This window comes from Marinactinospora endophytica, assembly GCF_054780875.1.
The window spans coordinates 107308-120732 of record NZ_BAAGVM010000008.1; the positions used below are offsets into that span (position 1 = coordinate 107308).

Annotated in this window: 15 protein-coding genes; 13 read left to right on the plus strand and 2 right to left on the minus strand. The window is 70.6% G+C overall.

Features of this window, described 5'->3' with window-relative positions:
• Positions 1-155 precede the first annotated feature (155 nt).
• A complete protein-coding gene (locus tag ACYVHU_RS16300) occupies positions 156-1064 on the plus strand; it encodes an SGNH/GDSL hydrolase family protein (RefSeq protein ID WP_078763170.1) in 909 nt (302 codons plus the stop codon).
• A gap of 180 nt (positions 1065-1244) precedes the next feature.
• On the plus strand, positions 1245-1940 hold the full coding sequence (locus ACYVHU_RS16305) for a hypothetical protein (RefSeq protein WP_144390207.1): 696 nt from the start codon (positions 1245-1247) through the stop codon (positions 1938-1940).
• A gap of 43 nt (positions 1941-1983) precedes the next feature.
• Here the strand turns inward: ACYVHU_RS16305 and ACYVHU_RS16310 are convergent, their stop codons facing one another.
• Positions 1984-2601 carry a class I SAM-dependent methyltransferase gene (locus tag ACYVHU_RS16310; RefSeq protein WP_200813718.1) on the minus strand — a complete coding sequence of 206 codons (618 nt, stop codon included), beginning with the start codon at positions 2599-2601 and terminating at the stop codon, positions 1984-1986.
• A 148-nt stretch (positions 2602-2749) separates the two neighbouring features.
• Here ACYVHU_RS16310 and ACYVHU_RS16315 point away from each other — a divergent pair, with 148 nt between their 5' ends.
• From ACYVHU_RS16315 to ccsB, 11 genes are all read left to right on the plus strand, one after another.
• Entirely contained in the window at positions 2750-3673 is a 924-nt protein-coding gene (locus ACYVHU_RS16315; protein WP_078763173.1) for a sugar phosphate isomerase/epimerase family protein, read from the plus strand.
• Between the two features lie 10 nt (positions 3674-3683).
• Positions 3684-4319 (plus strand): TetR/AcrR family transcriptional regulator, encoded by a 636-nt coding sequence (locus ACYVHU_RS16320; protein ID WP_498948932.1) that lies wholly within the window; start codon positions 3684-3686, stop codon positions 4317-4319.
• Entirely contained in the window at positions 4319-5203 is an 885-nt protein-coding gene (locus ACYVHU_RS16325) for a proline dehydrogenase family protein (protein WP_498948934.1), read from the plus strand. The genes ACYVHU_RS16320 and ACYVHU_RS16325 overlap by 1 nt, the downstream gene beginning before the upstream one ends.
• Before the next feature lie 8 nt (positions 5204-5211).
• Positions 5212-6006: a pyrroline-5-carboxylate reductase gene (gene proC, locus ACYVHU_RS16330; protein ID WP_078763176.1), complete on the plus strand. Its 795-nt coding sequence runs from the start codon at positions 5212-5214 to the stop codon at positions 6004-6006.
• 131 nt (positions 6007-6137) lie between these two features.
• Entirely contained in the window at positions 6138-7316 is a 1179-nt protein-coding gene (locus ACYVHU_RS16335; protein WP_498948936.1) for an acetoin utilization protein AcuC, read from the plus strand.
• 105 nt (positions 7317-7421) lie between these two features.
• Complete coding sequence (locus ACYVHU_RS16340; protein ID WP_498948984.1) at positions 7422-8219, plus strand: phosphatase; 798 nt, start codon at positions 7422-7424, stop codon at positions 8217-8219.
• Between the two features lie 248 nt (positions 8220-8467).
• On the plus strand, positions 8468-8671 hold the full coding sequence (locus ACYVHU_RS16345; RefSeq protein ID WP_078763178.1) for a helix-turn-helix domain-containing protein: 204 nt from the start codon (positions 8468-8470) through the stop codon (positions 8669-8671).
• A 257-nt stretch (positions 8672-8928) separates the two neighbouring features.
• Positions 8929-9558 (plus strand): TlpA family protein disulfide reductase, encoded by a 630-nt coding sequence (locus ACYVHU_RS16350; protein ID WP_078763179.1) that lies wholly within the window; start codon positions 8929-8931, stop codon positions 9556-9558.
• On the plus strand, positions 9555-10367 hold the full coding sequence (locus ACYVHU_RS16355) for a cytochrome c biogenesis CcdA family protein (RefSeq protein WP_498948938.1): 813 nt from the start codon (positions 9555-9557) through the stop codon (positions 10365-10367). The genes ACYVHU_RS16350 and ACYVHU_RS16355 overlap by 4 nt, the downstream gene beginning before the upstream one ends.
• Positions 10368-10378: 11 nt before the next feature.
• A complete protein-coding gene (gene resB, locus ACYVHU_RS16360) occupies positions 10379-11968 on the plus strand; it encodes a cytochrome c biogenesis protein ResB (RefSeq protein ID WP_498948986.1) in 1590 nt (529 codons plus the stop codon).
• 45 nt (positions 11969-12013) lie between these two features.
• Positions 12014-12964, plus strand: a complete 951-nt coding sequence (ccsB, locus tag ACYVHU_RS16365; RefSeq protein ID WP_498948988.1) for a c-type cytochrome biogenesis protein CcsB — start codon at positions 12014-12016, stop codon at positions 12962-12964.
• A 70-nt stretch (positions 12965-13034) separates the two neighbouring features.
• Here the strand turns inward: ccsB and ACYVHU_RS16370 are convergent, their stop codons facing one another.
• On the minus strand, positions 13035-13382 hold the full coding sequence (locus ACYVHU_RS16370; RefSeq protein WP_078763181.1) for a PLD nuclease N-terminal domain-containing protein: 348 nt from the start codon (positions 13380-13382) through the stop codon (positions 13035-13037).
• Positions 13383-13425: the final 43 nt, after the last annotated feature.

A 13425-nucleotide genomic window follows, 5' to 3' on the forward strand; every position in this document is an offset into this window, starting at 1 on the left:
CGGGATGACCGGCACAGTCCTCCCCAAATGCGTCACTGTACGTATACAATTCGTCGCGTCAAGTGAATGACCGTTGTCGGCCTGTTCGTTGACCGAACGGCGGGGGCGGGTCACGTTCGAGTTCCCGGCCTTCGCGTTCCCGAGGAGGAAAGCGCGTGTCCCCCACCACCACCGCACGTCGTCTCACGGCCGTCGCGCTCAGCGCCGCAGGAGTCCTGGCCCTGGCCACCGTCCCCGCCCAGGCCGAGGCGGCCACCGCGGACGTCACGGGACGCTACGTCGCCCTCGGCGACTCCTTCACCGCGGGACCGCTCATCCCGGGACAGTACGGCAGGCCGGTGTTCTGCCTGCGCTCCCGGAAGAACTACCCCAACCTGGTCGCGCAGGCGCTCGGCTCGGCCGAGTTCCACGACGCCAGCTGTTCCGGGGCGACCACCGAGCACATGACCCGGCCCCAAGGACTGCCGCTCGACACCGAGAACGCCCCCCAGCTCGACGCCCTCACCCCCGACACCGACCTCGTCACCCTGGGGATCGGGGGCAACGACTTCGGCTTCGCGGAGATCCTGATCACCTGCGCCACGTTGAGCGCCACCGATCCCGCCGGCGACCCCTGCCGGGACCGCTACGTCGACGACGAGGGCGGCGACGAACTGGCCCGACGAGCGGACGAGACCGGGGAGAAGGTCGCCGCGGTACTCGCCGAGATCGCCGAGCGCAGCCCTGAGGCGACCGTGGTCGTCGTCGGCTACCTGCAGATCCTGCCGGCCGAGCGCGGATGCTGGCCGCTGGTGCCCATCGCCCGTGGGGACGTCGCCTACCTCGACGCCGCGCAGAGCGACCTCAACACGGTCCTGGCGAAAGAGGCGGCCGAGGCCGGCGCGGTGTTCGTGGACGTCGGCGAACGAGGGCACGACGTATGCGCCGCCGCCGACGAGAAGTGGGTCGAGGGCATCTTCCCCACCCGGCCGGCCGCCCCGGTCCACCCCAACGCCTCGGGCATGGCGGCGACCGCGCAGCGCGTCTTGGAGGCGGTCGGCGTCGAACAGGCCCCATTGGCCTAGGCGCCGAGGGCGGGTCCGGGAGGGCGCGGCCCTCCGGCCGTGTCGTCCCGGGCGGTACCGGTGGCGAAGACGGGGGCGGGGATCGGGAACCGGATCCGATCCCACGGAGTCCCATGAGGGTCATTCCATCTCAGACCGGGACGGACTTCCCGCTGTCCCGGCGCAGTGAAAGAGGCCCCCGTGACGTCCCCCGCCAGGAAGCGACTGTCCCGAGCCGTGGTCATGACGCCGGTCGCCGTCGGTGCGACCCTCGCGCTCTCCGGCTGCGGCCTGCTCTTCCCGTTCCCCTTCGTCCCCGCCCCCGAGCCCGAGGTGCCGATCGAGGAGACCGTGCCCGCCCAGCAGGCCGACGGTACCGAGGGCCTCGTCTCCGGTGACTACCGCACCGGGCCGATCCCGGCGTCCTCCCCGGAGTTCGACGAGTCCACCCTGCCGGCGGAACCGGGTGACACCGCCACCCCCACCGAGCAGATCGAGTGGGAGGTCCTCAAGAGCGCGAACCAGGCGTCGCTGCTCTATGACCCCTCCTCCACCGCGGAGTGCACCGAGACGCAGGCGTCGGTGGACGAGACCATCGACTGCACCGTCACCTACCAGGGGCTCCAGATCCCCTACACGGTCGACGTCACCGGCGGCTCCTACATCTTCAGCTACGAGTACCGCGCCGACAGCGTCCCGATGGTCCGCGACGTGGTCGAGGACGCGCTGCGCTACTGGGCCGACGCCGAGGCCGTGCGCTGCGACATGGACGAGGCCCAGCTCGCCACCCCCGACATCGACAGCGGGGTCGTGTGCGACGCGCAGACCGAGTACGGGGTGGAGTCCTACAACGTCGAGGTGAGCGCCTACGGCTACGTCAGCTTCACCATGGTCTGAGCCGGACGGGCTCGCCCGCCGGTCTGTGCGGGCGGGAACGGCCTCAGTACTCCCGCCACCACAGGTTGACCGCGTAGTCCACCTCCAGCCCCTCGTGCGAGGCGATGACCTCTTGGGCGATCGCGGCGGAGAACTCGATGCGGACCACCGCCTCGAAGTCCTCACGCCGTTCGAAGCGCCACCGCATGTCCAGCGGCCGGCGCGCAAAGCCCTGACGGCTCCAGAACCGCTCGACCGCCACGGGGTCGTACGAGGGCAGGAAGCGGCGGAACCAGCGGCCGAAGGTGCTGCGGGTGGCGTCGTTGTCGATGACGAAGGCGACGCCGCCTCGCCGCATCACCCGCTCCAGTTCGGCGAGACCGGGCTCACATCCGGGGCCGAAGAAGTACGCCCAGCGGGCGTGCGCGACCTCCACGGAGGCGTCGGCGACGGGCAGGCTCTGGGCGACCCCGGTGCGCACCTCGACGTTGGGCAGGTCGCGGACGCGCGCGCGGGCGACGGAGGCCAGGGCGGCGTGCGGTTCGACGCCCACGACCCCGCGGGCGCGCTCCGCGAAGTAGGGCAGGTGGTAGCCCGTGCCGCAGCCGATGTCGAGGACGTGTGCGCCGTCCCAGTCGCGGATGGCGCGCATGGCGGCGTCGATCACCCCGTCAGGATCCACCGCCCGGTTCTCCAGCTCATAGACCTGCGGGCTGTTCCAGATGTTGGGGCTGGGAATCGCCCCCGACGGCGTCGCGTTCACTCGGCAGACGCTATCCGCATCATTGGCGTGCGAGCCAATTTCCGTTACAACGCATAGGGTTGATGAGGTGAGCGCTATCCAGGTTCCAGACGCGCCTGTCGTCCTCTCGACAGCGTCGGTCTACCCGGAGAAGACCCCCGCGGCCTTCGAGATCGCCGCTGAGCTCGGCTACGACGGTGTCGAGGTCATGGTCACCGGTGAGCCGGCCAGCCAGGACGTCGACATGCTGCGGCGGCTCTCCGACTATCACCAGGTCCCCATTCTCGCCGTCCACTCGCCCTGTCTGATCGTGACCCAGCGGGTGTGGGGACGCGACCCCTGGGTCAAGCTGGTCCGCTCCAAGGAGATGGCCGAGACCCTGGGGGCGCGGACGGTCGTCGTCCACCCCGCCTTCCGCTGGCAGCGCGAGTACGCCAAGGAGTTCGAGACGGGACTGGCGCGCATGCAGGAGGAGACCGACATCGTGTTCGCGGTCGAGAACATGTACCCGGTCCACATGCGCGGTAAGGAGGTCGTCCCCTACGCGCCCAGCTGGAACCCGCTCGACCGCGACTACCCCGACGTCACCCTCGACCTCTCCCACACCGCCATGTCGCGCTCCGACGCGATGGACATGGCCGCGCAGTTGGGCGACCGGCTGTCCCACGTCCACCTCGCCGACGGTCTGGGCGGCCAGAACATCGACGAGCACCTGATCCCCGGGCGCGGCAACCAGCCCTGCGCGGAACTGCTCGAACACCTCGCCGGCACGGGGTACGACGGTCAGATCGTCCTGGAGGTCAGCACCCGCAAGGCACCCGACCGCGAGACCCGGCGTACCGAGCTGGCCGAGGCGCTGGCGTTCGCCCGCCTGCACTTCGCGAGGGCCGGCGGGGGGACGGGCGAGAGGCCGGACCGCCGTGAGCGCATCGCCCTGCGGCGCGCGACCGCCCAGACCGCGCCCCGACGGTTCTCGGCCGGCCCCGACGGCACGATCGTCGACGAGACCTGAACCGGGACCCGTGGCACGTACCGGACGGCGTCCCGGCGCGACCGTGACCCGGGAGCGGATCCTCGAGGTCGCCCGCGAGGAATTCGCCGACAAGGGGTACACGGGCGCCTCCGTTCGCGGTATCGCCCGGGCCGCCGGCGTCGACCCCGCGCTCGTGCACCACTTCTTCGGGGCCAAGGAACAGGTGTTCGTCGCCGCGATGCGGCTGCCCTACGATCCCGCCGAGGTGCTGCGCGGGATCACGGCCTCCTCCTCCCGGCACGACCGCGCCGAGGCGCTGCTCCGCTTCCTGCTGGGGGCGTGGGAGGATCCCCGGACCCGGGGGCCGTTGCTGGCGCTGCTGCGCTCGGCGGCCGCCCACGACGCCTTCGCCGTGACCGTCAGGGGCTTCCTGGAGGACGTCCTCTCCCGGCACATCGCCGAGCGGTTCGAGGTTCCTCCGCTGCGCGCCACCGCGCTCCTCTCCCAGGTGTTCGGGTTGCTGGCGATGCGCTACGTGGTCGAGGTCGAGCCGTTGGCCTCGGCGACGGTCGACGACATCGTGGCGGTCTACGCGCCCGCCCTGCGCGCCCTCATCGACGCGGACGGTGCCGAGCCGGACGACGAGGGCCGGCGCGCGGGAACCGGCGAGCCAGGAGGACGTTGATGGACATCGGACCGTCCCCGCGGAGGCGGGACCGGCACGGGCCGCGCCCGTTTCCGGTCGGAGAGGGGACCGAGGCCCTGGTGCGGGCGGTGCGGCGGCTCGCCGACCAGGGGCTGTCCGCCTCCGTCGAGTACCACGGGGAGGAGGTCCGCCACCCCGAGCAGGTGTCGGCCGCCCTCCACCGGCACCTGCGTCTCCTGGACCGACTGGCAGCGGAGGGGCTCTCGACGGTGACCGAGCTGTCGGTGCACCCCACGGAACTGGGCCTGCACCTGGGCGCGGAGGGCGAAGCGCTGGCCGTGGCCTCTCTCGCCCGGCTCTGCGCCGGGGCCGAGCGGACGGGAGCGACCGTCACCGTGCGGGCGGGGACCGGGGGAACCAATGAGGCGGTATCGCGCCTCGTGGCCGCCGTGCGCACCGACCACCCCCGGCTCGGGGTGGAGGTCTGGCCCCGGTCGCGTCTCACGGGCGAGCCTCCCCTACGGCCCGGCTCCCGGGTCCGGCTGTGCTCGGGCGCTCCCGAGGGGGCACCTGCGGCCACGTTGCTCTCCCGTCATGAGGGTGACCTCGCCTATGTCCGCGCGCTGCGCCGGCTCATCGACAGCGGGGCCCAATTGGTGGTCGCCACCCACGACCCCCGTCTGATGGCGATCGCGGGCGCGCTCGCGGCGCTCGCGACGGAGGAGATCGAGTACCAGGTCGGTCGTGGCGCGCGTCCTCGTGACATCGGCGAGCCGGGTGCCCGGGTACGGGTCGGTCTCGCCTACGGCCCGGGACATCGTGGGAGTCCTCGCAGGGGTCCTCGACCGGTGTCCACACCGGGAGGACCGCCGTCGGCGCGCCTGGGGCCCGGACCGCTAACGTGGGACCCAGTCGAAAGGTAGGGGACCACATGATCGCGATCATCGGCGCGGGCAAGATGGGCGAAGCCCTGCTCGCCGGACTCCTCGGCACCGGCCACGCCGCCGCCGAGGTCCTCGTCACCGAGCCGCGGGCCGAACAGGCGCGGCGGTTGCGCGAGCGCTACGGGGTCGAGATCGTCCCGGCCGAGGAGGCCGCGCGACGCGCCGACACCCTCGTCCTGGCGCTCAAGCCCCAGGACATGGTCGACCTGCTCGTCGACGTCGCGCCCGCGATCAGCGGCGACACGCTGGTCATCTCGGTGGCGGCCGGCATCACGACCGGCCTGCTGGAGAAGCACCTGGTCGGTGACGTCGCGGTCGTGCGGGCGATGCCCAACACGCCGGCGGTCGTCGGCCAGGGGATGACCGCCATCGCGGCCGGCCGGCACGCCACCGCCGACCACCTCGACCGGGCCGAGGCGCTGCTCCGCCCGGTCGGCGAGGTGCTGCGCGTCGCCGAGCGGCACATGGACACGGTGACCGCCCTGTCGGGCAGCGGCCCCGCCTACTTCTACTTCATCGTCGAGACGATGATCGACGCCGGGGTGCTGATGGGCATGTCGCGTGACATCGCCGAGAAGCTGGTCGTGCAGACGATCGCGGGTTCGGCGTCCATGCTGCGCGACTCCGGGGAGCACCCCGTCGTGCTGCGCGAGGCGGTCAGCTCGCCGGGTGGGACCACCGCCGCCGCGGTCCGCGAACTCGAACGCCACGGCGTGCGCACCGCGTTCACCGACGCCATCGAGGCCGCCCGCGACCGCAGCCGCGAACTCTCCGAGGGCTGAACCCCGGCCGAGGCGGCTCCTCGGTCCCCCGACACCCCCGTACCTGACGACCCGGCGGAAGATGGACGTCCCCGATTTCGTTAGTGTGTGGTGGAACGCACACATCGACACGTTTTCCGCCGGGAGGGTGCATGTCCTGTTCGCTGCGCGTGGCGTGGGACGAGGGGCTGACGGCCTACAACTTCGGGCCGCAGCATCCGCTCGCGCCGGTCCGCGTCGAACTGACGATGGCACTGGCCCGCGAACTCGGCGTCTTCGACGCGCCGGGGGTCTCCTTCACCGGCGTCGAACCCGCGGACGACAAGTTGCTGGAGCTCGTGCACGATCGCCACTACATCGAGGCGGTCAAGCGGGCCGGCGTCACCTTGCAACCGGACGACCCCTACTACCTCGGCACCGCCGACAACCCGGTCTTTCCCAACATGCACGATGCCGCCGCGCTGATCTCGGGGGCCTCGGTCGCGGCGGCGCGCGCGGTGTGGGCGGGCGAGGCGCAGCACGCGGTCAACATCGCCGGTGGGCTGCACCACGCGATGCCCAAGCACGCCTGGGGTTTTTGCGTCTACAACGACGCGGCGCTGGCGATCGCCTGGCTGCTGGAGCAGGGTGCCAAACGTGTCGCCTACGTCGACGTGGACGTGCACCACGGCGACGGTGTGCAGAAGGTGTTCTACGACGATCCGCGGGTCCTGACGATCAGCCTGCACGAGTCACCGTTGACGCTGTTCCCCGGCACCGGCCGCCCGGGCGAGATCGGGGGACCGCGCGCCGAGGGGTACGCGGTCAACGTCGCCCTGCCGGCCGGCACCGGCGACGAGCGGTGGCTGCGGGCCTTCCACGCCGTCGTCCCCCCACTGTTGCGCGAGTTCCAGCCGGAGGTCCTCGTCACCCAGCACGGATGCGACACCCACACCCTCGACCCGCTCGCCAATCTCACGATGAGCCTGGACGGGCAACGGCTGGCCTACGCCGAGCTGCACCGGTTGGCCAAGGAGACCGCGGGAGGCCGTTGGGTGGTCCTCGGGGGCGGCGGCTACGAATTGGTGCAGGTCGTGCCACGGGCCTGGACGCACCTGCTCGCCGAGGTCACCGGGGCGTCGCTGGACCCCGACACGCAGACGCCGCAGGAGTGGCGGGAGTTCGTCCAGCGCCGCACCGGCGAGACCGCACCATTGCGGATGACCGACGGACGCGATCCCGGCCACGTGCCCTTCGAGGAGGGATTCGACCCCGCCGACCCGGTCGACCAGGCGATCCAGGAGACCCGCCGGGCGGTCTTCCCCTGCCATGGCATCGACCCGAACCTGTGATCCGGCCCGCCGGAGCAGTTGAACCCGGCGGGGAACGGGTATGAGGATGCCTCAATAGCCCGCGGAGGCCGGTAGCGGCGGGCACGCGATCCGAAAGGGGACATGGTGACGCCGCCCTCACGAGCGGAACTGATCGACCACCTGGTGCGGACGGGGATCGCGGGGCAGGTGGACACGCCCCGGCAGAACAACCTCAAGCACTACCACAGGCTCGTCGAGGGCGATCCGTACCACCAGTTCGGCCTCTCGTTCGCGCACGAATGGTCCTTCGGTGAGGTCCTCGCCCTGATGTCGAAGCGCTGCGGCGTGGTCGCCGACGAGAACTACCTGTGGGGCATCGACACGATCGACCCCGACCGCACCGTCGACGCGCTGGAGGCGGTGGCCGAGCGCATGGCCGAGGCGGCGCGCAACCGGGAGCGGATCCTGCTGGCCACCGGGCATCCGCGCAACCTGCTGGAGACCTACCAGGGGTGGAAGCGCGTCTTGACGGCCAACGGATGCCAGGTGGTGACGGCCGCGGCGGGCTACTCCTACGAGATCGAGGGCGAGCATCCGCCGAAGACGCGTGTCCTCACCTGGCGGGAGGACGTCGCGTTGGTCACCGACGGGCAACAGCCCCGGCACAGCCACCACCCCTTCGCGATGCAGGCCATCCTGGCCGACCTCACGGCGCGGAGTGAGCCGTGGCCGCAGCTGGTCATCGCCGACCACGGTTTCGCGGGGGCGGCGGCGCAGGCCGGCATCAACGTGGTGGGATTCGCCGATTCCAACGATCCGGCACTGTTCCTCGGCGAGCACGAGGGCAAACTGCACACCACGGTGCCGTTGGACGACGGATATCTCACCGACGACTACCGTCCGTTGTCCGACTACGTCCTGTCGCGGGCCGGACTCGCCTGAGGGCGGGCCGTTTTATACCCATCTCCTAAACCTCAGGGGCACCCTTCCCCACATGTAGCTGCAGGGACAGCAAAGCCAACCTTTCAATGCCGTGACCCCGGATTTACGCTGAAACCGGACGTGGCAGTAGTTACGGAACGACACACCGGCGTGGTGATGGGACGGAGTGGATCATCGCTTCGCACCCGCCACGGTGGCGACAGGGCAGGGACGAGTACGCCCACGTCCGGGAAAGAGGGCGGCGGAACATGAACGGTGGCAAGGCTCCTTTGGACGAGGTCAGGTTCCTGACCGTGGCCGAGGTCGCGACGATCATGCGGGTCTCCAAGATGACTGTCTACCGAATGGTCCACTCGGGGGTTCTCCCCGCCATCCGGGTGGGACGTTCCTACCGGGTGCCTGAACGAGCTGTCCACGACTACCTCCGAGAGGCGTTCGTCGAGGCCGGTTAGCAGCGGCATCCGGGACTCCCCGGAGCGGTGCACCCCGCCCACCGGCACCGGGGAACGGCCGGCCTTCGCGTCGGCACCGGATATCGGAATCCGCGGGCGTGTCTCCCCCGGCACGCCCGCCTCTCCCACCCCGGGGTGCGGGCCTCGGGGCCTGGGACCTGCCCGGACCGGGCCGAAGTCCTCTCGCGCAGGGCATCTACTACACTGTGTCGTTATTGAACGATGCCTGTTTCACCTCCTCTTTCGAGGTTTTGACGATGCCCTGTAATGAGCCCGGTGCCCGCACGCGCCCGGCGTTCCGGCGTTCGGTCGCCGCCCTCGCGGCGGTCATCGCGCTCACCGGTTGCGCCGGACAGGCCGCCACCGACTCCGGAAGCTCCAACGACCGCTACGTCGAGGGCGACGGGTCCACGACCGCGTTCGCGCCCGAGGACCGCACCCCCGCGCCCGCTGTCGAGGGGGAGACGATCGGTGGCGACCCCATCTCCCTCGACGATTACGAGGGAGACGTCGTCGTCGTCAACTTCTGGGCGAGCTGGTGCGCTCCCTGCCGCGCCGAGACGCCCGTCCTGGAGGAGGTCTACGGCGAGTACAAGGACGCCGGCCTGGAGTTCCTCGGGGTCAACATCAAGGACAACCGGACCTCCGCCGAGGCGTTCGAACGCAACCAGGAGGTCACCTACCCCAGCCTGTACGACCAGGCCGGCGAGGTCCCCCAGGCGTTCCGCGACACCGTTCCGCCCCAGGCGATCCCCAGCACGCTGGTCATCGACCGCGAGGGCCGCATCGCCGCCCGTGTCATCGGCGCCACCAACTACCGTGACCTGACCGGGCTCGTCGAGCCGGTCCTGGACGAGGGCGCCCGGGAGGACGCCGGATCCGCATGATCGCCGAAACGATCGTGCAGGGTTCGCTGCTGCTGGCGGTTCCGCTGGCGGCCGCGGCCGGATTGGTGTCGTTCCTGTCCCCGTGCGTCCTGCCGTTGGTGCCGGGCTACCTCTCCTACGTCACCGGTATGACCGGCGCGGACATCGCCACACGGCGCCGGGCGCAGGTCGCGGCGGCGGCCTCCGGTGACGCCGCGCGGGTCGAGACCGTCGATGACGCGCTGGCGGCTCGACGGTGGACCATGCTCGCCGGCAGCCTGCTGTTCGTCGCCGGCTTCACCGCGGTGTTCGTGGCGGTGGGGGTCTTCTTCGGAGGCGTCGGCGGTCTGCTGCTGGACTACTCCGATGTCATCACCCGCGTCCTGGGCGCCATGACGATCGTGCTGGGACTGGCCTTCATGGGCGTTGTGCCGGGACTGAACCGGGAGTTCCGGTTCCACCGGTTGCCGGCGGCGGGGGTGGCCGGGGCGCCTCTCCTGGGCGTGCTGTTCGGACTCGGCTGGACGCCGTGCATCGGCCCGACGCTGGCCGCCGTGCAGTCGCTGGCGTTCGTCGAGGGCAGTGTCGACCGGGGCGCGCTGCTGTCGCTGGCCTACTGCCTGGGCCTGGGTCTGCCGTTTGTCGCGGCGGCCCTCATGTACCGACGCGCCCTCGGCGCGTTCGACTGGGTCAAGCGCCACTACCGCGTCATCACCGCGGTCGGCGGCGCGTTGCTCGTGGTCGTGGGCCTGCTCCTGGTGTCCGGTCTGTGGACCGACGTCAACGCCATCATGCAGGGCTGGACCGCCAACTTCACGACGGTGATTTAGCAGTGACTTCCTTGAAGCCGGCCGGCGCGGCCGACAGCACCGGAAAAACGGGGACCAACAGTCCGCCCCGGCTCTCCGCCCTGGGGTGGGCGCGCTGGGCCTGGCGCATCCTCACCTCGATGCGGACCGCGCTGATCCTCCTCTTCCTGTTGGCGATCGGCGCCATCCCCGGTTCGGTCCTGCCGCAGCGCTCGGTCAGCGACGAACAGGTCCGCAACTACTTCCTGGACAACCCCGACCTCGCGCCGTGGCTCGACCGGTTCTACCTGTTCGACGTCTACTCCTCGCCCTGGTACGCCGCGATCTACCTGCTGTTGTTCGTCTCGTTGACGGGCTGCGTCCTGCCGAGGGCCGCCGCGCACTACCGCGCGATGCGGGCGCGCCCGCCGCGGACCCCGCACAACTTCGACCGCCTGCCCTACTCGGCGAGCTTCACCACCGCGGCGTCCCCGCAGACGGTGCTCGCCGAGGCGCGCGCCGCGCTCAAGGGGTACCGGATCGACACCAGGGACGATTCCGTGGCGGCCGAGAAGGGCTACCTGCGCGAGACCGGCAATGTCGTCTTCCACCTCGCCCTGCTCGGCCTGCTGATCGCCCTGGGCGCCGGTTCGCTCTTCGGTTACCGCGGCAACATGCTGATCATCGAGGGGGACGGGTTCGCCAACACGGTGACCTCCTACGACGCCTACGAACCGGGGACGTCGGTGGAACCCGGCGACCTCCAGCCGTTCTGGCTGAGGCTGGACGATTTCCAGGCCGAGTTCATCGAGGAGGGCGACCTCACCGGTCAGGCGGCCTCCTATGTCGCCGACGTGACCTACCGGGAGGCTCCCGACGCCCCCGAGCGCACCCACACCCTGGAGGTCAACCACCCCCTGTCGGTGGACGGCGCCCAGGTCTACCTGCTCGGCCACGGCTACGCGCCGGAGTTCACGGTGACCAACCCCGACGGCGAGGTCGTCTTCGACCAGGCGGTGCCGTTCCTGGACCGCCAGGAGGGCAATTTCGTCTCCGACGGTGTGGTGAAGGTGCCCGACACGGGAGCGGAGCAGCTCGGCTTCACCGCGGTGTTCCTGCCCTCGGCGGCCGAGACGGCCACCGGCGAGCTGACCTCCGACTTCCCCGGGGCCCGCAACCCGGTGGTCACGCTGCGCGCCTTCAAGGGCGACCTGGGGCTGGACAGCGGCGACTCCCAGTCGGTCTACCAGCTCTACACCGAACGGATGGAGGAGCTCGGGGACTCCCCGCAGCTCTCCCCGGGCGAGACCTGGGAGCTGCCCGAGGGAGCCGGGAACATCACCTTCACCGGCTACCGCGAGTACATCAGCGTCCAGGTCAACAGCGACCCGGCGCGTGTGCCGGCGTTGGTCGCCGCCGTCGCGGCGGTGCTGGGGCTGCTGTGCACGCTGTTCGTCCACCCCCGCCGCGCCTGGGTGCGGGCCAGGCCCGACGCCGACGGCCGCACCGTGGTCGAGGTCGGTGGCCTGGGCAAGACCGAAGGGGCCGGCGCCATCACCGAGCTGCACGGGATCAGCCTGCGGCTCCGGGACAGACTGCGGGAGCGTCCCGCTTCCGACGACACGAGCACCGAGAAGGAGTAGCCGGTGAACACCGTGCTCGCCGCCGAACCGGCGGTCGACGAGGGCATGGCGTCGGTCAGCGACGCCCTCATCATCGCGATGATCGTCACCTACGCCATCGCCCTGTTCCTGTTCGCCGTCGAGGCGGCGTATGGGCGACGCAAGGCGATCAAGGCCGAGCGTCTGGTCGGGGTCGGGGCTTCGGGCGCCGACGAGGACGGCATGGAGGTCAACCTCCGCGCCCCCAACCCCGAGACCAGCGCCTCCCAGCACATCCTGGGCAACGTCGCGCTCGGGGTCACCGTGCTGGGCTTCCTGCTCAACCTCGGCCAGATCGTCACCCGCGGCCTCGCGGCGGACCGCTGGCCCTGGGGCAACATGTTCGAGTTCGTGGTGGCGGTCTGCCTGTGCTCCGTGGCGGCGTTCCTGTTCGGCGCCATTCGCTACAAGGCCCGTTACCTGGGCACGTTCGTGCTGGTGCCGGTCCTGCTGCTGCTGGGGATCGCGGCGAAGTGGCTCTACAGTGAGGCCGGCCCGGTCATCCCGGCCCTGGACTCCTACTGGATCGCCATCCACGTCTCCGCGGCGATCCTGGCGACGGGCGCCTTCATGGTGTCGGGTGCGGCGGCGATCACCTACCTGTTGGCGCAGCGGACCGAGGCCAAGCGGGCGCGGGGCGAGACGGTCGCCGGGATCGCCGCCAAGCTGCCCAGCTCGGAGCTGCTGGACCGGGTCTCGCACCGCTTCGTCGTACTCGCGTTCCCGCTGTGGACGTTCGGCATCATCGCCGGTGCCATCTGGGCCGACGAGGCGTGGGGCCGGTTCTGGGGGTGGGACCCCAAGGAGGTGTGGTCGTTCATCACCTGGGTCGTCTACGCGGCCTACCTGCACGCCCGGGCCACCGCGGGCTGGCGCGGGACGAAGGCCACGGTCATCGGCCTGGTGGGCTTCGCCTGCCTGCTCTTCAACTTCTTCGGGGTGAACTACCTGTTCAGCGGGTTGCACTCCTACGCCTAGGCGGCGTTCACCGACCAGGGGAGACCAGACGAGGGGCCCGTCCCAGTGGGACGGGCCCCTCGTCATGTCGTCAGTCCTCGGGGTTGATGCGTTTGTTCAGGCGGCGCAGGAAGTCCGGGTCGTCGTCAGGACCGAGCGGCTGGGCGCGGCCGGAGGGACGCTGGAAGTCCGAGGGGTCCAGGTCGTCGGCGGAGACCTGGTGCACGGGCCCCTGGGCCACCGTGGGAGCCGCTACCCGGGGACGGCCGAGGAAGAGCCACAGCAGGGGGCCGACGACCATGAAGAGCAGGATGATGGCCAGCCACAGCAACTTCGGCAGGTGACGCACTTCCTCGGCAGGGCTGGTGAGCGCGTCGAAGAACGCGTACACCCAGAGCACAATCGAGAGCAGCGTGATAAGGGCACCGAGCCACACCATGTTTCCAGCCTATCCGCTGATATCGGTGTGGTGTTCGGCGTCG